This window comes from Microbacterium invictum (genome assembly GCF_034421375.1).
In the GTDB taxonomy this organism is placed as follows: domain Bacteria; phylum Actinomycetota; class Actinomycetes; order Actinomycetales; family Microbacteriaceae; genus Microbacterium; species Microbacterium invictum_A.
This window is the reverse complement of the sequence record NZ_CP139779.1, coordinates 3,323,410-3,342,286: the sequence shown is the minus strand read 5'-3', so window position 1 is coordinate 3,342,286 and position 18,877 is coordinate 3,323,410. Positions and strand designations below refer to the sequence as shown.

Genomic DNA, 18,877 nt, shown 5'->3' with positions numbered 1-18,877 from the left:
CGACCACGGTGGGCACCTCGACTGCTCAGGCAGCTGGCGGGGCGATGTCGGTCGTGACCGCGAGAGCGCGCGCGGCCTCGATCTCGGCCTGCAGCGTCTGCACGCGGGCGCCGGCGAACGCGACGGAATCAGACCCGAGGAGCTGATGCAGCGGGGCGTCCTCCGACTGCGCCACGGTGATGATCGCTGCCGCCGCCTTCGACGGGTCGCCGAGCTGCGTGCCGGGCATCGCCTGGTGCGCTGCAGTCATCTCGCGGATGGCCGGGTAGGCGTCGCTCGCACGGCTCGGCAGCCCGAGGGAGTGCGAGGTGAGGAAGTCGGTGCGCATGTAGCCCGGCTCGATCAGGCGGACTTTGACCCCGAAGTCGGCGACTTCAGACGCCAGGGACTCCGTCATGCCTTCGAGAGCGAACTTGCCTGCGCAGTACAGCCCCCATCCGGGGAACGAGGTGAGACCCAGGATCGACGAGACGTTGATGATGGTGCCGCTGCGCTGTGCGCGGAAACCGGGAAGCACCGCGCGAAGCACGTTCCACACGCCGAAGATCTGCACGTCGAACATCTCGCGTGCCTCGCGGTCTGTGACCTCCTCGATCGCAGCGAGGAAGCCGTAGCCGGCGTTGTTCACGACCACGTCGAGGCCGCCGAAGCGATTCTTGGCCGCGGCGACAGCATCGGCGACGCGCTTCTCGTCCGCCACGTTCACCTCGCAAACGAGCAGGTGCGAGGTATCGACGTCGGCGAGCGCCCGCGTGAGTCGGTCGGCCGATCGCGTCGTCGCCGCCACCATGTCGCCGCGCTCGAGCAGCTGGGTGACGAGCTCCAGACCGAGTCCGCGAGAGGCGCCGGTGACGAACCAGACGGCGGGTCGGGTGGTGGGGTTGGTCATGTGTCTCCTCCAGTCATCCGGGCCGGAGTGCGCTCCGGCCGCTGCATCCAGGTTTTCGCCCGAGCGGGGGTCGCACGCGCCCATACCCCGCCCCCGTCTTCCTGGCCGTCGCGAACCTGGGAATGAGCGACCCAGGCTGGAAGGCGCGTCGTCTGGCACCATGAGGCGCATGGCTGATGTGAATCGCGAACTCGCCGATCTCCTCCGCCGTGCACGGGCGGCGTGCGATCCGCAGCGTGTGAATCTGCGCGATGACGGCAGAGTCCGCCGTGTAAAGGGGCTCCGCCGTGAGGAGGTCGCGCTGCTGGCGGGTGTGTCGACGGACTACTACACGCGGCTGGAGCAGGGCCGACTCATCGTCCCGTCCACCCAGGTGATCGAGGCGATCGGGCGCGCCCTTGATCTGGACCGCGCCGAGCGCATCCACCTGCGCGATCTGTTCTCGCTGTCGGGCTCGCCACGTCCCCGCGCCCGCACCCAGGCTCAGCGCGTGCGCCCTGGCCTGCACCAGCTGCTGGATGCCCTCGACGCGCAGCCCGCACTCATCCTCGGCCGCAGCGCCGACGTGCTCGCCGCCAACGCAATGGCACGCGCGCTCTTCACCGACTTCGCTCGCATGCCGGCTCGCGAGCGCAACTACGCGCGGTGGATCCTGCTGTCAGAGCAGGCGCGGGAGCTGTTCGTGGACTGGGAGGAGCAGGCCCGCAACGCCGTCGCCGCGCTCCGGCTGGAAGCAGGACGCAATCCCGGTGACCCCGACACCCGCAGACTCGTGGGTGAACTCAGCGAGAACAGCGAGGAGTTCCGCGCCTGGTGGACGGAGCATCACGTGCACCAACGCACCTTCGGCGCGAAGCGCCTGCGGCATCCGGTCGTGGGCGAGCTCACCGTGCAGTACGAGACGCTCACGTTTCCTGGTGACGGCGACCAGGCGCTCTACGTCTATACCTGCGAGCCGGGTTCGGCATCGCACGAGGCGCTGATCCTGCTGGCGAGCTGGACCGCCACTCCGTCCCGGGCGGTGTAGTCCGTCCCTTCTCCGGCGGCGACGCGGGCCGGCCGGCAGCGGTCCGGCGAGAACCGGAACGGTGAACGCCGGCGAGTCGTCATCAGGGCTTCTTGTAGGGCTCGCCGCGCATCGCGGCGGCGTCGATCTCCTCCTGGTTCTCCACGAACGGGGTGCCGTGCGTGTGGAAGGTGGGGACGGTCTTCGCCCCCCAGGCCTGGCCTTTCGCCCGCTCGGCCTGACTCCACTCCACGACCGGCCAGTCGGGGTCGAGGATGAGTCGCGCGCCGGCGTTCGCCAGCTCGATGCGGTTGCCGCCCGGCTCCCACACGTAGATGAAGAAGGTCTGGTTGATCGCGTGCTTGTACGGCCCGAACTCGATGTGCACGCCGTTCTCGAGGAAGATGTCGGCGGCCTTCAGGATGTCTTCGCGGGTGTCGGGCGCGAAGGCGAAGTGATGGAACCGGCCCCGTTCGCCCGTCCAGTCGTCGGAGTACACGACGTCGTACGACTTCTGCTGGAACCGGAACCACCAGGCGCCGTAGCGGCCGTCGTCCAGGCGCACGCGCTCCGATTCGCGAGAGCGCATGACGTCGCGCCAGAACTCACCTGAGGCGTTGACGTCGGACGCGAGGTAGTTGATGTGGTCCATGCGGCGGGCGTTGACCCCGCGCCCCGGAAACGCCGACGCCTGGTTCTTCAGCGCCGGCCGGTCCTCGTCGTCCGAGACGTAGTGCTCGGTGTCGTAGTACACCGCCATGAGGTGCCCGTCGGGGTCTTCGAACTCGTACGACCGCCCGACGCCGACCTCGGGCTCGCGCCAGCCGTGACCCAGCCCGGTCGCCTCGATCGCCGTCACCCGCCGCTCCAGCGCCTCGGGGCTTGTCGTGCGGAAGAGCGTGCGGCCGATGCCGTTGGTGTCGGACGCGGTGAGCTTCAGCGTGTACAGCTGGTACTCGTCCCAGCACCGCAGGTACACCGAGTCCCCCTGCTCGGCGACGACGCGCATCGCCAGCAGATCGCGGAAGAAGTGCAGGCTCTCATCGAACTTCGGGGTGAGCAGCTCGACGCCGCCGATGTGGGCGAGGTCGAAGTTCTCGCTGCTGGCCATGATCGGTCCTCTCTGACGCGGGTGGGTCTGACGTGGGCGGGGTGGGCGGTCAGCGGCGCGGCCGCGGGAACACGGTGCCGTCGAAGATCTTGCGGGCGGTGCGAAGGGACGCGGATGTCGCGCGCCAGACGCCCTGGTCGTCGGCGGCGACCCGCACCCGTGAGGTGAGGATGCCGCTCGGGTGCTCGACGTCGAGCGCGAGGCCGTCGGCCGGCTCGCCCGCCGGCATGCGGGCGACGTCCGCGGCGACGGTCCCGGGAACGCAGATTCCGGCAGCAACCGACGCCGCCATCAGCACGCCGATCGAGGAGTGGACCCGGTGAGGGATGAAGGCGCGCGTCGAGACCGCCCCCTGGGCGGCGGGGGGAGAGACGAGAATCACTTTGGGCACGGTCTGGTCGGCCACATCGCCGAGCCCCATCAGTGGGCCTGCCGCAAGACGCACCTCTTCCACGGCTCCGCGCACGTCGGTGTCGGCCTCGAGGAGGTCGGGTGTCTCCGCCCCCGTCGCACCGACGTCTTCCGGGCGCACGAGCACCACCGGCATCCCGTTGTCGACGAGGGTGACGGTGCGGCCCGCAACGACATCGCTCACCTTTCCGGTGGGGAAGAGGGGACGGATGCCGCCCGACTCCAGCTCGATCGGAGCCGCCGTTCCCGGCACGCCGTCGATCGATGCTTCGCCGTCGTAGCGCGGCATCCCGCCCTCGAGCGGGAAGGTCGCCGTCGCGACATCCCCGGTGTTGACCAGGCGTATGCGGATGACGGCATGATCGCCGTCGACGTCGACGAGCCCCCGCTCCACCGCGAACGGACCGACGCCGGCGAGCAGATTGCCGCACGTCTGCGTCGTACCGACCGTGGGCTCGTCCACGCCGATCTGAAGGAACAGGTAGTCGACATCGACGTCCGGCTCACTCGACCGGCTGACGATCGCGACCTTCGAGGTGAGTGGGTGCGCACCGCCGAGCCCATCGATCTGGCGGGCGTCGGGGCTGCCCATGATGCGCAGCAGCAGGTCGTCTCGGGCGTCGGCCTCGGCAGGGACATCGCCCGCGACGAAGTACGCGCCCTTCGAGGTGCCGCCCCGCAGCAGCATGCACCGGACGCCGTCAGCGCCCGCCACGGTGATATTCCTCCTGCGTCATGTACGTGACACCGAGCTCTGCCAGCAGTGGTCGTAGCCCCTTGCGGTCAAGGCTCACCTCCCGCCCGGAACCGTAGGCGTCGCGATCGGCGTCCTCCTTGGCCACGCGCGCGTCCGCGGCGGCCAGCGCCGTCTCGGCCTCGGCGCGAGGCACCACCACGACACCGTCGTCGTCGGCGATCACCACGTCTCCCGGATTCACCACGGCGCCCGCGACGACGACCGGCACGTTCACCGAGCCGGGCGTCGCCTTCACCGTGCCCTGCGCGTGCACGCCATTCGACCAGACCGGAAAGCCCATGGCGCGCAGGTCGGCGATGTCGCGCACCCCGGTGGTCGTGATGAGGCCTCGTACCCCGCGCGCCTTCAGCGCCGTGGCGAAGAGGTCGCCGAACGCGCCGTCCGTGGACGGTGAGGTCGTGGTCACGACGAGCAGGTCGCCGGCACGGCACTGCTCGATCGCCGCGTGGATCATGAGGTTGTCCCCTGGAGCCGAAGAGACGGTGACGGCGCTGCCGGCCACGCGCGCGGCATCCTGAATGGGACGGATCCCGGGCCCGACGAGGCCCGTGCGGCCCATCGCCTCGTGCACCGTCGCGACCCCGTGGGCTGCCAGCGCATTGATCACGCCGGGGTCCGCCCGAGCGATGTCGGTGACGATGACGGGCCGGGCGCTCATGACAGGACGTTCGTGACCTGCGGCAGGTAGCGCATGTACGCCTCGCCCATGGTGTCGTGGGGGAGGCCGAGGTTCGGACCCGCGTTGCGCTTGACCTGCACCCCGCGACGCACGGCGAGGTCGGTGTAGTACGACCACATGTGCTTCTGGGCAGGGAGGCACTCCATCGCCGCGCGCTTGCGGGGGAAGGCGTCGGTGATGTCGAGCAGCACGTTGGGGGTGAAGTCGCACTGCTCGGGCTGGTGCGGCTCGAAGAAGAACACCGGCGGAGCGCCGATGATCTGTTCCTTCGTCGGTGTCGATCCGTCGCCGTTGGGAACGCCGATGGCCTGCGCGAGGATCCGCGCTTCCAGGGCCATCCGCGCCGCGGCGGGGTGGTCGCCGTTATAGGGATCGTGCAGGGTGTGGGTGAGCACGACGGTGGGCTGCACCCGCCGGTAGAGGTCGACCAGCTTCACGATGGCCTCGCGCGATTCGACCAGGGGGTAGTCGCCGAGGTCGAGGAATTCGATCTCGGCCCCCAGAGCGGATGCCGCGGCCTCGGCCTCCTCGCGTCGAATCGCCTTGATCTCGTCGAGCCCCTTGCCCTGCAGCCACTGGCTGGCTGACTCGCCCCGCTCGCCGTAGGACAGGCATGCCACGACAGCACGGTCGCCCCGCATCGCCGCGGACGCGATCGCGCCCCCGGCGCGCCACACGAAGTCGCCCGCGTGGGCGCTGACCACCAGCAGTGTGCCCTGAGCCTCTGACATGCCGTAAGGGAATCACACCCCTAGCGGAATGGTCAAGATTTTGTCTACAATCTGGGCTACCGGATCCCTTCGCTCGTAGGGATGTCGCCCACCGTCGCCGCACGTGCGGATGCCGTGCTGACAAGGAAGTCGAGGACGCCCCATGGCCGCCACCCTCCAGGAACTGCTCGATGAGCGCGGGAATACCGTGGAGATGCTCCGCAACTCCCGCCTCGGCACCTACATCTACCCCGTGGTGCCCGCCGAGTTCACCAACTGGCGGCGCGAGCAGAAGGCCTGGCGCGAGACCGCCGTGCTCTACGACCAGTCGCACCACATGGTGAACTTCTTCATGTCGGGCCCCGGCGCGCTGCAGCTGCTCTCCGACACCGGGATCAACAGCTTCGCCAACTTCCCCGTCAACGTCGCCAAGCAGTTCGTCCCCACCGCCTCCAACGGTGGAGTGATCGGCGACGGCATCCTCTTCCACGAGGCCGAGAACGACTACGTCTACGTCGGCCGCGCGCCCGCGGCGAACTGGCTGCAGTTCCACGCCGAGACCGGCGGGTACGACGTTGAGACCCGCTACGACGACCGCTCGCCCTCGCGCCCCTACGGCGCCGCGGTGCAGCGCGAGTACTACCGCTTCCAGATCCAGGGCCCGAACGCCTGGGCGATCATCGAGAAGCTCGCCGGAGGCGAAGTCGAGAAGGTCAAGTTCTTCCACATGGGCGAGATGACGATCGCCGGCGAGAACGTCCGCACCCTGCGCCACGGCATGGCCGGCGCCCCGGGCCTGGAGCTGTGGGGTCCGTACGAGCAGCACGGCAAGATCCGCGACGCGATCCTCGAGGCCGGCGCCGAGTTCGGCATCGAGCCGTGCGGTTCGCGCGCCTACTCCTCCAACACGCTCGAGTCGGGCTGGATCCCCTCGCCGCTTCCCGCCATCTACACCGGCGGCGACATCGAGCGCCGCTACCGCGAGTGGCTTCCCGCGAACAGCTACGAGGCGATCAACGCCCTCGCCGGCTCCTTCGTCTCCGACAGCATCGACGACTACTACGTGAACCCCTGGGAGCTCGGGTACGGCTCGTTCGTGAAGTTCGACCACGACTTCATCGGCCGCGAGGCGCTCGAGCAGATCGACCCCGAGCGTCAGCGCAAGAAGGTCACGCTCGCCTGGAACGACGAGGACCTCGCGAAGATCCTCGCCTCGCCCCTGGACCGCGAGGGCCCCGGCTACCAGTTCTTCGACTTGCCCAACGCCAACTACGGCTCGTCCAACTACGACGCCGTCATCGACGCCGACGGCAACACCGTCGGGCTGTCGCTGTTCACCGGCGTCACCGCGAACGAGAAGCGCGGGCTGTCGCTGGCGACGGTGGACCGAGATGTGCCGATCGGCGCCGAGGTGCGCGTGGTGTGGGGTGAGCCCGACGGCGGGTCGGGCAAGACCACCGTCGAGCCGCACGAGCAGATCGCCGTCCGCGCCGTGGTGAGCCCCGTGCCCTACGCCGAGACCGCCCGCACCGAGTACCACGGCGGCTGGCGCACCACCGGTCAGGCCTGAGCGGCGCGCGGCGCCGCCGCTCCGCCCGGCCGCGTCCCGCTCCGCCCGGCCGCGTCCCACTGGGCCCCGCTCGCATCCTCGGAGAATCGCGCGAACGTCGGAGCATCCGGCGGGAGGGCTCCGAAGCAGGCGCGTTTCTCCGACGCTCGGAGCGCGCGCGGCGGCCGGCCGCGGCCCTCAGTCCGGCGCGCCTGCGGCGCGGAGCCGCGTGAGCCAGGCGAGTGTCGCGCGCGTCATGTCGGTGGGGGTGCCCAGCGCCTCGAGCTCGGCGAGGGCGTCGCGCATCTCCTGCTCGCGCCGTACGGCGTGGGCACGGGTGCCGTCGAGCAGACGCGCGACGCGTTCGTGACCCTCGCCGTGGACGTCGAGCTCAGCGGCGATGTGGTCGCGCATCCACGCCTCCGCATCCGCGGCGCGCGCGGCGTCGAGGCTCTCGAGCACCACGGCGGCGAGCCCCTTCATGAACACGCTCCGCAGGAGCTTGCGCTCGGCGGCCGCGCCCGCGGGCGCGTCGATCACCTCGACAGGCACCCCCAGGGGGCCGACCAGGGCGGCGAACGCCGCGGCCCCGTCGCCGGAGGCGAGGAGGGGCGTCCCGTGGCCGGCCCTCGGCACGGGGGCGAGCACCGCGACATCCGCCATCGACACCCCGCGGTCGGCCGCCATCTGCGCGACTGTCCGCATCGCGTCGGGTGAGGCGGCGTTGAGGTCGGCGTAGATCGTGGGCGCGACGATGTGGGGGAGGAGGCTCGAGGCGACCTCGACCGCGAGCCTGCCGTGGACGAGGCTCAGCACCAGGTCGGCTCCGGCCACCGCTGCCGCCGCATCATCGGCGTGGACGACGCCCGCCAGGTCGAGGGCGTGGTGCGGATCGAATCCCCGCACCCGCGCGCCGGCGGCGGCGAGCCCCACGGCATAGCGGCTGCCCGCCTCACCGAGTCCGATCACGGCGATCGTCGGCTCACTCACCGCGCACCACGATCCCGGCGTCGTGCGGGTCGCTGGTGAGCTGCTCGAAATACTCCAGCGATCGCTCCGACCCGCGGACGAGCGAGCGGATCCCCAGGGGGTGCTCCTCCGCGTCGGCCCGATACGCCTCGGCGAGGTCTTTCGCGATGCCCGCCGCCGCGCGGCGGAGCAGTCCGATGTACGGATGCGGCGACGCGCCGTCGTTGGGAACGACGAACCCGACGGCGGCGTAGACCGAACCGTCGGGCCCCGAGACCGGCACGGCGATTCCCCGCGACTCGGCATGGATGTGCCCGTCGTTGACCGCGAAGCCGTCGGCGCGCACCTGCCGGAGGCGTGCCCGCAGATCCTTCTCGGTGCGGATGGTGTGGTCGGTGTAGACCCGCAGGCCCTGACGGACCACCTCGGCGACGAGAGCCGGGTCGGCGAAGGCGAGGAGCACGAGCCCGCTCGAGGACGCGTGCAGCGGCATCCGTCCGCCGATGAGGGTGGCGTTCAGCACCGCATCGCGGGTCGAGAGGCGCTCGATGAAGAGTACGTCGGTGCCGCTCAGCACCCCCAGCTGCGTGTGCTGTCGCACCCTTTCGTGCACGGCGGCGAGCCACGGGCGCGCGATCTCGCGAAGCCCGAGGGCGCCCGGTGTGCGGCTGGCGAATTCCCAGAGGCGCACGCCCAGACGATACGTCCGGTCCGGCAGGCGCTCGAGCAGCCCCTCGCGTTCGAGCTCGGAGACCAGGCGGTGCGCGCTGGATCGAGGCAGCCCCGAGGCATCCGCGATCTCACTGAGGGTCAGGAACGGATGCCACGCGTCGAAGGTCTCGAGGATGCGGAGGTGTTTGTGGAGCACCGACTCCCCCGCGGATCCGCGTGCCATGCCCACCTCCCTCGGTGCCGCCATGTTAGCCGCGCGCGCACGCGGCCCGTTCCATCATGGTTGTCATGGTCGTGCCCTTCCTGCTCTCCGAGCGCGAGATCGCGGACGGCGACGAGGTGCACCTGCTCCCCACCGGCAACGCCACGCTGCTTCTCACGCCCGACACGGCGGTCGAGCCCCACCGGCTCGTCCTCCCGCACCGGAACGTCATCCGGGCACGGGGGCCTGTCGCCCTCGCCGCGCTGTCGCCGAACGTCGTGAAGTGCCTGCTCGGCGAGCCGCGCCGGCATCTCGAGCGCACGATCGCCGTGACTGACCACCCCCTGCTGCTCCCGTTCGCGAATGCCGACGGGATGCCGCAGGTCGCAGACCTGCTGCACGATCTCCGCGACAGCCTCACCGTCACCCCCGACGAGCACGACTTCCTCACCCTCTGGGAGACGATGGTGCGCGGCGAGGAGCTTCCGACCGGCGATCGGCGGGTGCAGCGACTGGCGCTCCGGTACGCCGGCCGCTCGCCGCTGGCCCTCAACACCATCGCGCGGCTCGCGCGCACTCTCGACGCCGACAACCGCACCGGTGGGCACAACTCGCTCGGGGCCTTCGCCGACTCCTCGCACTACGTCCGGATCTGCCGGTCGCATACGGGCCGGACCCCCACCGCGTGGCGGAACATGTCGCAGACGTTCTATTGAGGACGCACCCCACTGGCTAGCGTCGATCGCAGGACCGAGGAGGATCACATGGCACTGGGCCCCAAGGCGATGGGCGAGGCGATCATCGCGAACCTGAAGTCGAAGACGGGGAAGGATCTGGCCGGTTGGCAGGCCGAGCTGGCGGAGGCGGGCGTGGCGGATGCGGCGGCGGCCACGCGGCTGCTCATCGAGCGCGGCCTCGGGCAGTTCCAGGCGGCGTCGGTGGCGGAGCACACCTTCGGCGACGACCAGTACGCCGACTCCGAACGTCTCGTCGACGACCAATTCAGGCGGTACCCCGAGCAGCGCGCGCTCTACGACCACGCCCTCGACCGGCTCACGGGGCCCGAGTTCACGGCCAAGCCGTGTCGCACCTACCTGCCCGTCTACCGGGACGGGCGGATCGCGGTGTCGTTCAAGGCGACGCCGCGTGGGCTGTACGCGGCGCTCACCCTTCCCGACCCTGCCGCGGTGCCGGGACGCGTGGACCACAAGCCGTCGCTCGGGGGCAGCCCCCGGCTCAAGGACGGCGTCTACCTCACCTCGCCCGACGAGGTCGACCGCGTGGTCGGACAGGTGGGGTGAGGTGGAGCTCGTCCACCCCCGTCGTCGCCTGGGTGGCGGCGGCAGCCGTCTTCGTCACATGGGGGTGACGGCGCTTCGCCGCGCATCGCGGCGGGCGCGCAGGGCGAGGAGTGCTGCGACGGTGAACGGCACCATGGCCACGTGGCAGAGCGCGAGGGCGACGGTGCTGCCGGTGTCGAAATCGGCGGGGATCGTGAGCGCGAAGATGGTTCCCACCTCGAGCAGTACCGCCACGACCAGAGCGACGAGGAACACCCAGCGCCACCAGTTCCCGACGATCGCCGCCACGGTCAGCCCGACGAGCAGAGGGACAGCGGTGAACTGGATCAGCACCGGGGGCAGCACCTGGAGCGGGCCACCTGCGGCGGTGAACCAGAACTCCACGCCTGCGAGGCGGGCGATGCCGTAGATGGCCAGGTTCGCCAGCACGGCGCCCAGCACCGCGATGAGGATGATCCAGACCGATCTCAGCCCCGCATACCGGGTCATCACGCCGCGCATGCTCGCACGCTACCCGACATCCACTCCACTCGGAGCGAAACGGGCGCCGTCCCGTTCGCACTCATGAGGAGATCCGCGCTCCTGCGGACCGATTGAGCGAAACGGCACCGCAGGAGCGCGAATCTCCGTGCGAAGGGTGAGACGGGAGTCGCGACAAGCGAGTCGCCGGATGCGCCTCAGCTGTTCGCGCGATACACCGTGCGGGCGTACTCGTGGTACGGCGCCGGTGCGACGGTCGCGCGGATGCGCACCTGGCGGTGCTGCTCGACCGAGTGCTTTCGCGAGATCGGATCCTCGCCCCAGAGCACCTCGACCTCGGCGCCCTCGGGCACGTCGTTGTCGAGCGTCGCGAGCGACATGTACAGCTGGTCGAACGCGACGTAGCCCGCATCGCTCGAGATGCCCACGCGCCTCCCGCCCTGCTGGACCTCATCCATCTGGTAGAAGCCGTAGCGGGCCTTCGGGAAGTCGAGGTATTTCGCCGGCACCCCGGGCTCGATCTGAGAGCGGACGACGTCGGCGACATCCTCCGAATTCCAGATCAGCGTGACCTTGCGACGCGTCGGCGCCTCGGCGATCTTCTCCAGCGCCTCCCGGCCGTGGAAGTCGTGATCGAAGCGCACCGAGCGGCCGAGGCCCAGATCGAACGGCGTCATGTAGAAGTCGTGGATGTCGGACGAGTAGAGCGATCCTCCGATCGACCCGATGCGTGCGGCGGGGAGCCATTCGCGGTACTCGGCGAAGTCCTCGTCGAAGATGGCCGGGAACGGCGTGGGGACCCACCCCGATTCCAGCGGCGAGGACGAGTACGCCTTCGCGCCCACGCGGCGGATGTCGAACTCCTCCCCGGCCTCCATGATCGCGTTCAGCACGATCTCGTTGTCCTCCCAGGGCCCGTAGAACTCGAAGCCGGGCTGCCCGGCCATGCCGTGGCGGAGCGCCTTGACGGGCCTGCCGGCGATCTCGACGTCGCCGATGTGGAAGAACTTGATCGCCGGCGGAGGGCCGCCGAAGATCTTCTCCATCACGCGGTCGGCGTGCGGCCCCTGCAGCTCGTAGCGGTAGAACGTCGGCGGGCCCTGGCGCATGTGCGAGTTCGGGTCGAGGCGATACCGCACGTCCTTGCCGGCGCGCTGGGCCTTCTCGATGTTGAACCGCACCCAGTCGATGAGGATGTGGTGCCCCACCAGCACGATGCCGTCAGGCCCCTCGTCGTTGTAGAACAGGATGCCGTCGCCGATGAGGTAACCGTCCTTATTCACCGAGATGAGCTGCTTGGCGACGCCCGGCCGGAACGTTGCGAAGGTGTTCGGCGAGATGCTCTGCAGCAGCGGGATCAGGTCGGCACCGTCCATGAACAGCTGGGTCATGTGGTGCGACTGGTCCATCAGCGCCACCGAGGTGTTCCAGGCGCGCTGCTCGTCGCGCCAGTTCGTGAACTCCGGCGCCACCGGGAAAGTGAACGCGGGCCAGTTCTGGTTCCGCAGCAGTTCCACCGGGCTTCCCTCGCGGGCGATCGCCTGGGCCAGTGTTTCGGTCATCGTCGACCCTCCATTCGTCGGCGTCACACTATGCGGCGCGACACCAGCCGAGGCAACTTGTTCCGTTCAACGGAAATAGGCGTCGGCATCCCATCGGCGCGCGCCACGATCGGACCACGAGGTCACGAATGGGCCACAGTCATCCAATCTGCGCACCAAAATCGTTGACAATTTCTACGATGATCGCGTAGCGTCCCCTCACGGGATGACTCGATCCCTGGTCAGAGCAGAGACGCGACGACGGAAGGCGGGCAATGGGTGCTCGATTGACGGTGTCGGACGTCAACCTCCACTTCGGCGGTGTCCGGGTGCTCGAGGATGTCTCCTTCGCCGTGGAACCCGGAAGCATCGCGGGGCTCGTGGGGCCCAACGGAGCCGGCAAGACGTCGCTGTTCAACTGCATCAGCGGCCACTACAAGCCCTCGAGTGGATCGATCACGATCGACGGGTCCGAAGTGCTGGGCTCCTCGCCCGCGAGCCTGGCCAAGCACGGCCTCGCCCGCACCTTCCAGCATCCCGCCCTCCAGCTGCGTGAGACGGTGCTCGAGAACGTGCTCCTGGGTGCCCACGGGCGCCTCCCCGGCGGGGCCCTGGAATGGTCGATGCGGATGCCGCGGACCCGCCGCACCGAGAAGGAGCTGCGTGCCGAGGCGCTCGCTCTGCTCGAGCGCAACGGCCTCGGCTGGACCGCCTACGTCCGGGCCGACGAGCTGTCGCACGGCCTCCACAAGGGCATCGAGCTGTGCCGGGCGCTGATGAGCCGGCCCGCGCTCCTGCTCCTGGATGAGCCGGCCGCGGGGCTGCCGCACAACGAGGTGGAGCAGCTGATCGAGACCGTCCGGCGCGTCCGCGACGACGGCATCACCGTCGTTGTCGTCGAACACAACATGGGCCTCATCGCCGCCCTCACCGACCACGTCGTCGTCCTCGACCACGGCCGGAAGCTCATGGAGGGCACCGCCGCCGAAGCGCAGTCCGATCCTCGGGTGATCGAGGCGTACATCGGAAAGGATGCCGCCGATGACGCTGCTTGAGCTGAAGGACGTCACCGCCTTCTACGGACCCGTCCAGGTGCTGGAGGGCGTCTCGCTGACCGTGCCCGACGGCGGGGCGGTCGGCATCCTCGGTGCGAACGGCGCCGGCAAGACGACCACCCTTCGCGCGATCAGCGGAACCGTCCGCGCCGGGGGCAGCATCCTCTTCGAGGGCAAGGACATCCGCGGCTCGAAGCCCGAGAAGGTCGCGGCCATGGGTATCGCGCACGTCCCCGAGGGTCGTGGCACCCTGGGCGGGCTCACGGTCCGGGAGAACCTCCGCGTCGGTGCATATCTGCGGCGCGACCGCAAGGGCATCGAGAGCGACATCGAGTACTGCCTCGACCTCTTCCCGCAGCTGCGCGACCGCATCCGTTCGAACGGGTCAGCCCTCTCGGGCGGCGAGCAGCAGATGCTCGCGGTCGCCCGGGCGATCATGGCCAAGCCCCGCCTCCTGCTCCTCGACGAGGCCTCGCTGGGTCTCGCGCCCTCCACCGCCAAGTCCGTCTACGAGGCGATCGGCCGCCTCCGCCGCGAGTCGGGCATCGCAATGCTCGTCGTGGAGCAGAACGCCAACCTCGCCTTCACCCTCGTCGACAGCGCCACGGTGCTTGAGACGGGGCACAACGCCATCACCGGCTCGACCGCGGAGCTGCGGGGCATGGACGAGATCCGCCGCGCATACCTGGGAGGCTGACGTGCAGACCTTCATCCAACTCGTCGTCGACGGTCTGTCGACCGGGTCGATCTATGCGGCGCTCGCTCTCGCGATCGTCCTGGTGAATCAGGCCACGGGCCTCATCAACTTCGCGCAGGGCGGCATCGCTGTGCTCTCGGCCTACATCGCCTACCAGTTCACGGTGTGGGGGCTGCCGCTGATCCTGGCGATCCTCGCCTCGGTGGTGGTGTCGTTCTTCATCGGCGCCTTCATCGAGCGATACCTCATGCGCCGCTTCGAGAAGGGCGACCCCGACACCGCGGTCGTGGTCACGATCGGCCTCCTCACGCTCATCACCGGCATCTGCGCGTGGATCTGGAGCTACAACAACCTGCAGTTCCCGTCCCTCTTCCCGCTCGACACCGTCACCATCCTGGGAGCGGTGGTCAGCGTCCGCTCGCTCGGGACGATCTTCGTCATCGTCGTGATCATGCTGATCCTGCAGGGGCTGTTCGTCGGCACCAAGCTGGGTCTGGCGCTTCGGGCGGTGGCGATCAACCCCGAGTCGGCGTCGTTCTCGGGGCTGAAGGTCGGGCGGCTCCTGATGGTCGGCTGGGGGCTCGCGGCAGCTCTCGGCGCCGTCGCCGGCGCGATGGTCGCTCCCCAGCTCACCCTCACCCCCGGGATGATGGACGGGGCGCTGGTCTACGCCCTCGCCGCCGTCATCATCGGCGGACTCTCGAGCCCCCTCGGCGCGGTGGTCGCCGCGTGGCTCATCGGGGTCCTCGAGAACCTCGCCGCGGTCTATGTGCCCTTCATCGGCTACGACCTCCGGATCGCGGTGCCCTTCATCCTCCTCTTCATCGTCCTGATCCTCAGGCCGCAGGGCCTGTTCGGCCGGAAAGTCGTGGTGCGGGTGTGATGACGACGACAACCGGCTTCCTGCAGCGCCCCTGGGTGAGAGGGGCGGGCCTCGCGCTCGGCGTCCTCGCCGCGATCATCCTGCCGCTCGTCTTCGACGCGGGCACGAACTCCACCCTCGCCCGCATCGGCGTCTTCGCCGTCGCCGTACTCGGGCTCAACGTGATCATGGGCTACACCGGCCAGGTCATGCTCGGCCAGATCTTCTTCGTCGGGCTCGGGGCCTACATCACCGCCTACGGGGTGTCGCAGGAGTGGAACATCATCCTGGTGTTCATCCTGGCCCTGGCCCTCACCGCTCTCGTCGGTCTGGTGATCGCACTGGCGGCCGCCCGCCTCGGGGGGCTCGCGATCGCGATGGTGACCATCGCCCTCCCGATCGTCGGCGTTCCGCTCGCCCGGCGCCTCGGGGAGTTCACCGGCGGATCGCAGGGCCTGTCGGCGCGGTTCTCGGGCGCCCCCGAGTGGGCGCCCCTTTACGACGACCAGTGGCAGCTTTACCTCGTGCTGCTGATCGGCGGCATCACCTTCCTCCTCACCCGCAACCTCGTGCGGGGGAAGTACGGTCGCGCATTCGCCATCGTGAAGGAGAACGAGGCGGTCGCGGCATCCATGGGCATCTCGCCCTACAGGTACAAGGTGCTCGCCTTCACCATCGCCGCCCTCATCGGCGGGGTGAGCGGGTTCCTCTACATGGTCGTGATCCAGTACACCTCGCCCGAGACGCTGAGCTTCGGTCACTCGATCGAACTCGTCATCTCGATGGTCGTCGGTGGGGCGGGCAGCATCGTCGGGTCGATCCTCGGCGGCGCCTACTACGTCCTCGTCCCGCAGCTGACGAACATCATCGACCCGAACCTGACCGCGATGCTGCAGGGCGCCATCCTGCTGCTCGTGCTGTTCCTCCTCCCCGGCGGGCTCGTCTCGCTTCCCCGGGTCATCGGGCGGCTGGTCCGCCGCGGCGATCGGGGCGGGGGACCCGGCGCGCGGTCTCAGGCGGCGACACCGCAGCCGGTCGCCGCATCCCACCCATCCACCGAGAGAGAGCAAGACACATGAGCGAGTTCCACACGAAGACGTGGGGACGCCGGGCACGGGTGACGACCGTCGTCGCCGGCATCGGCATCCTCGCCCTGGTGGCCACGGGCTGTGCCCGCGGCGCGAACACCGGGGGCGGCGACGCGTCGGGCGACGCCGTCGCCGCGAGCCCCGGCATCACCGACGACAGCATCACGCTCGGCATCACCACACCGCTGTCGGGTCCGACCGCCGGCCCCGGCACCTGCACGGTGGCGGGCATCGAGGCCTACTTCGGTGCCGCGAACGCCGCGGGCGGCATCGAGTTCGGTGACGGCAACACCCGCACCGTCGAGATCGAGGCCCTGGACGACGCGTACGATCCGCAGCAGGCCGCGGCGAACTTCGAGCAGCTGAAGGACAGCGTGTTCGCCATGACCTCGGGTCTCGGCACGCCGACCAACCGCGCATGGCGCGAGGCGGCCATCGACGATGAGGTGCCCCAGGTGCTCATCATGACCGGTGACCCGCTGTTCTCCAACACCCAGGAGAGCCCCTGGCAGCTCGGCTTCGTTCCGATCTACCAGAACGAGGGCGCCGCGTTCGGTGAGCTGCTGGCCGCGTCGGGCGAAGACCACAAGGTTGCGATCCTCGCGCAGAACGACGACTACGGCGAGGGCTACGTCGAGGGCTTCAAAGAGGCGATCGAGGGCGCCGACAACGTCGAGATCGTCGAGGAGCTCACCTACGAGGCGACCGACACCTCGGTCGACGCGCAGCTGACCGAGCTCGCCGCCTCTGGCGCCGACGTCTTCTTCAACGCGATGTCCATCACTCCGCTGGTGATCTCGTCGCTGCAGAAGGCGCAGGAGCTCGGATGGCTCCCGTCGTGGTTCCTGCCCTCGAACACCTCCAGCCCGACGGCGATCCTCGAGCCGGGCGGGGCGACGGCGTTCCCGGGCGTGTACTCGGTGTCCTTCGCCAAGGCGCCCGCGAGCCCCGCGTTCGCCGAGGACGAGGACGTGCAGGACTTCCTCACCAACCTCGCCGAGTACGCCGACTACCCCGACATGCCGGCGTTCCCCCACTGCATGTGGAGCTACATGATCGGCGGCACGCTCGAGCAGGTGTTCGCGGAGATGACAGAGCCGACCCGCGAGAACTTCATGGAGGCGCTGCGGACGGTCTCCGACTACCAGGCACCGCTGATGCTCGAGGGCACCGCGGTCGACACGACCGAGGACGGCCAGCCCGCCGTCTCCAGCGTCGTGGTGCAGAAGTACAACGGCCGCGGCTACGACACGGTGGAGGCCTTCGAGTAACCCGCAATCCCGTCGAGAGGCGCGCCGTCCCCGCCGGGGCGGCGCGCCTTCGTGTGCGTCCGGCGTTCCGCGTTCCACGGTCCGCGTTCCGCGACGTGCGCGACCCGTCACAGGGTGCGGCTCGCGCCGCGCGTAGGCCGGAGTTTATGACGGATCGTGCGCTGTGGGGTGGGGAGCGGTGGCGGAGGCGGAAGGTCAGCCGAGCGCGCGCAGCACGCCGACGATGCCGTTCAGGTGGGCCCGGGTCGCGGCCTCGGCCGCGTCGGGGTCGCGGGAGAGAACGGCGTCGATGATCGCGATGTGCTCCGGCGCCGACTGCGACGCCCGCCCCGGGTGGAACGCGAGGCGGAACTGGTGCCTCGCCGACTGGGCGCGCAGCCGCTCGAGCAGCTGCGTCGCGGTGACGTGGCCGCTCTCCTCGCGCAGGCACCGGTCCATCTCCTGGTTGAGGCGCGCGTACTCCACGAGGTTCCCGGTCGCGATCGCCTCCTCGATGCCGTCGCGGATGGCGCGGAGTTCGGCCTCGCCGGCGGGCGAGAGGTTCTCGGCGGCCTTGCGGGCGCACAGCGATTCCAGCCCCACGCGCACCTCGACGATCTCGACGGCCTCGTCGACGCTGATGGCCCGCACGCGTGCGCCCCGGTTCGGCAGGCGTTCCACGAGGCCCTCACCGGCCAGGTTCAACAGGGCGTTGCGCACCGAGGCGCGCGACGCGTCGAAGCGTTCGCTGAGGTCTGCTTCGATGAGTCGCTGGTGGGGGGCGAACTCCGCGCTCAGGATCGCGTCGCGGATGCGCTGCGTGAGGTCGGGGCGCGCGGGCGCGTCATCCAGAACGTCTGCGTCGGTCATCCGCTCCACCTCTCCATCGACGTCGACCGGGCACGCGACGATCGCCGAGGAAGAGGATCCGCCGCGTACGCTCCGAGCGTACTCCGAAACGGCGATTGCCGACGAGATCGCCGCGGATTATGTCGCCAATCCGAGGGTCGGCGGGGGTCAAGCGGCTAGCTCACCCGATCGACGAGGTCGAGCCCACGGCGGGCCCACTCGATCTCGCCGCGAGCCCGCTCCACGAGCCCCTCATAGGCGAATCGCTTGTACGCGATGGTGCGCTCGCGGTCCTCCTCGGCGGTGACCGCGAGGCGTCGGACGAGCATCGGGTTGCTGAGGGCGTCGATCCGCGCCAGCTCCCCCTCCCACTGCGCCAGCTCGGCCGACCAGACGGTGATGTGCCGGGCGAGGAACTCCCGCGCCGCCTCGGGCGTGGTGGTCTCGAGGTATGCGGCGCGAAGATGGGCGGGATCGCGAACCCGCTGGTAGTCCAGCGGTGCCGCCATCCAGTCGAGGAACGCCCGATCGCCGGCATCCGTCACGTGGTAGAGCCGACGCCGGCCGCGCTCGCCGCGGGTCTGCTCCTCGGCCTCGACCAGACCCTCCTGCTCCATCTTGCGCAGCTCGGGATAGATCTGAGAATCGGGGGCATGCCAGACGTGGCCCACCGAGAGCGAGAACTGCTTCTGCAGGTCGTACCCCGAGAGCGCGCCGACCCGGAGGATCGCCAGCAGTGCGTATCGCAGACTCATCAAGCTCCTTGCCGGGGTCTGGGGTGAGGGTAGCAAAGGGGCCC

At 69.6% G+C, this 18,877-nt stretch carries 20 protein-coding genes; 9 read left to right on the top strand and 11 right to left on the bottom strand.

What is annotated here, in order from left to right; genetic code table 11:
• Positions 1–25: 25 nt before the first annotated feature.
• Complete coding sequence (locus T9R20_RS16050) at positions 26–889, bottom strand: SDR family NAD(P)-dependent oxidoreductase (protein ID WP_322410340.1); 864 nt, start codon at positions 887–889, stop codon at positions 26–28.
• 169 nt (positions 890–1,058) lie between these two features.
• Here T9R20_RS16050 and T9R20_RS16045 point away from each other — a divergent pair, with 169 nt between their 5' ends.
• Positions 1,059–1,916, top strand: coding sequence for a helix-turn-helix transcriptional regulator (locus T9R20_RS16045; protein ID WP_322410339.1), 858 nt, complete (start codon positions 1,059–1,061; stop codon positions 1,914–1,916).
• 82 nt (positions 1,917–1,998) lie between these two features.
• Here T9R20_RS16045 and T9R20_RS16040 read toward each other — a convergent pair whose 3' ends face one another.
• From T9R20_RS16040 to T9R20_RS16025, 4 genes are read right to left on the bottom strand one after another with little or no spacing between them, the layout of a single operon-like run.
• A complete protein-coding gene (locus T9R20_RS16040) occupies positions 1,999–3,006 on the bottom strand; it encodes a VOC family protein (protein WP_322410338.1) in 1,008 nt (335 codons plus the stop codon).
• A gap of 49 nt (positions 3,007–3,055) precedes the next feature.
• On the bottom strand, positions 3,056–4,132 hold the full coding sequence (locus T9R20_RS16035; RefSeq protein WP_322410337.1) for a PrpF domain-containing protein: 1,077 nt from the start codon (positions 4,130–4,132) through the stop codon (positions 3,056–3,058).
• A complete protein-coding gene (locus tag T9R20_RS16030; protein ID WP_322410336.1) occupies positions 4,119–4,832 on the bottom strand; it encodes a 4-carboxy-4-hydroxy-2-oxoadipate aldolase/oxaloacetate decarboxylase in 714 nt (237 codons plus the stop codon). Before T9R20_RS16030 ends, T9R20_RS16035 begins: the two co-directional genes overlap by 14 nt.
• Complete coding sequence (locus T9R20_RS16025; protein WP_322410335.1) at positions 4,829–5,584, bottom strand: PIG-L deacetylase family protein; 756 nt, start codon at positions 5,582–5,584, stop codon at positions 4,829–4,831. The genes T9R20_RS16030 and T9R20_RS16025 overlap by 4 nt, the downstream gene beginning before the upstream one ends.
• 142 nt (positions 5,585–5,726) lie before the next feature.
• On the opposite strand from T9R20_RS16025, the gene ligM reads away from it, so the two are divergent.
• Positions 5,727–7,133: a vanillate/3-O-methylgallate O-demethylase gene (gene ligM, locus T9R20_RS16020; protein WP_322410334.1), complete on the top strand. Its 1,407-nt coding sequence runs from the start codon at positions 5,727–5,729 to the stop codon at positions 7,131–7,133.
• 177 nt (positions 7,134–7,310) lie between these two features.
• Here ligM and T9R20_RS16015 read toward each other — a convergent pair whose 3' ends face one another.
• Together T9R20_RS16015 and T9R20_RS16010 are read right to left on the bottom strand one after the other, a co-directional pair.
• Positions 7,311–8,102 (bottom strand): NAD(P)-dependent oxidoreductase, encoded by a 792-nt coding sequence (locus tag T9R20_RS16015; protein ID WP_322410333.1) that lies wholly within the window; start codon positions 8,100–8,102, stop codon positions 7,311–7,313.
• Complete coding sequence (locus T9R20_RS16010; protein WP_322410332.1) at positions 8,095–8,976, bottom strand: IclR family transcriptional regulator; 882 nt, start codon at positions 8,974–8,976, stop codon at positions 8,095–8,097. The genes T9R20_RS16015 and T9R20_RS16010 overlap by 8 nt, the downstream gene beginning before the upstream one ends.
• Positions 8,977–9,041: 65 nt before the next feature.
• Between T9R20_RS16010 and T9R20_RS16005 the strand changes: the two genes are divergently transcribed.
• Both T9R20_RS16005 and T9R20_RS16000 read left to right on the top strand, forming a co-directional pair.
• Positions 9,042–9,671, top strand: coding sequence for a hypothetical protein (locus tag T9R20_RS16005; RefSeq protein WP_322410331.1), 630 nt, complete (start codon positions 9,042–9,044; stop codon positions 9,669–9,671).
• 48 nt (positions 9,672–9,719) lie between these two features.
• Entirely contained in the window at positions 9,720–10,256 is a 537-nt protein-coding gene (locus T9R20_RS16000; RefSeq protein ID WP_322410330.1) for a hypothetical protein, read from the top strand.
• 54 nt (positions 10,257–10,310) lie between these two features.
• Here the strand turns inward: T9R20_RS16000 and T9R20_RS15995 are convergent, their stop codons facing one another.
• Both T9R20_RS15995 and T9R20_RS15990 read right to left on the bottom strand, forming a co-directional pair.
• Entirely contained in the window at positions 10,311–10,757 is a 447-nt protein-coding gene (locus T9R20_RS15995; protein WP_322410329.1) for a DUF6069 family protein, read from the bottom strand.
• Between the two features lie 176 nt (positions 10,758–10,933).
• A complete protein-coding gene (locus tag T9R20_RS15990) occupies positions 10,934–12,298 on the bottom strand; it encodes an aminomethyl transferase family protein (protein ID WP_322410328.1) in 1,365 nt (454 codons plus the stop codon).
• A 254-nt stretch (positions 12,299–12,552) separates the two neighbouring features.
• Here T9R20_RS15990 and T9R20_RS15985 point away from each other — a divergent pair, with 254 nt between their 5' ends.
• Genes T9R20_RS15985 through T9R20_RS15965 form a run of 5 tightly spaced genes read left to right on the top strand, consistent with a single transcriptional unit; the run spans position 12,553 to position 17,250 of the window.
• Positions 12,553–13,332, top strand: a complete 780-nt coding sequence (locus T9R20_RS15985; protein WP_322410327.1) for an ABC transporter ATP-binding protein — start codon at positions 12,553–12,555, stop codon at positions 13,330–13,332.
• On the top strand, positions 13,319–14,029 hold the full coding sequence (locus T9R20_RS15980) for an ABC transporter ATP-binding protein (RefSeq protein ID WP_322410326.1): 711 nt from the start codon (positions 13,319–13,321) through the stop codon (positions 14,027–14,029). The genes T9R20_RS15985 and T9R20_RS15980 overlap by 14 nt, the downstream gene beginning before the upstream one ends.
• Before the next feature lies 1 nt (position 14,030).
• Positions 14,031–14,912: a branched-chain amino acid ABC transporter permease gene (locus tag T9R20_RS15975; protein WP_322410325.1), complete on the top strand. Its 882-nt coding sequence runs from the start codon at positions 14,031–14,033 to the stop codon at positions 14,910–14,912.
• Entirely contained in the window at positions 14,912–15,970 is a 1,059-nt protein-coding gene (locus T9R20_RS15970) for a branched-chain amino acid ABC transporter permease (protein WP_322410324.1), read from the top strand. Before T9R20_RS15975 ends, T9R20_RS15970 begins: the two co-directional genes overlap by 1 nt.
• Complete coding sequence (locus T9R20_RS15965) at positions 15,967–17,250, top strand: ABC transporter substrate-binding protein (RefSeq protein ID WP_322410323.1); 1,284 nt, start codon at positions 15,967–15,969, stop codon at positions 17,248–17,250. The genes T9R20_RS15970 and T9R20_RS15965 overlap by 4 nt, the downstream gene beginning before the upstream one ends.
• A 195-nt stretch (positions 17,251–17,445) precedes the next feature.
• Here the strand turns inward: T9R20_RS15965 and T9R20_RS15960 are convergent, their stop codons facing one another.
• Both T9R20_RS15960 and T9R20_RS15955 read right to left on the bottom strand, forming a co-directional pair.
• Positions 17,446–18,099: a GntR family transcriptional regulator gene (locus tag T9R20_RS15960; RefSeq protein ID WP_322410322.1), complete on the bottom strand. Its 654-nt coding sequence runs from the start codon at positions 18,097–18,099 to the stop codon at positions 17,446–17,448.
• Positions 18,100–18,254: 155 nt separating this feature from the next.
• On the bottom strand, positions 18,255–18,833 hold the full coding sequence (locus tag T9R20_RS15955) for a PadR family transcriptional regulator (protein ID WP_322410321.1): 579 nt from the start codon (positions 18,831–18,833) through the stop codon (positions 18,255–18,257).
• Between the last annotated feature and the right edge of the window lie 44 nt (positions 18,834–18,877).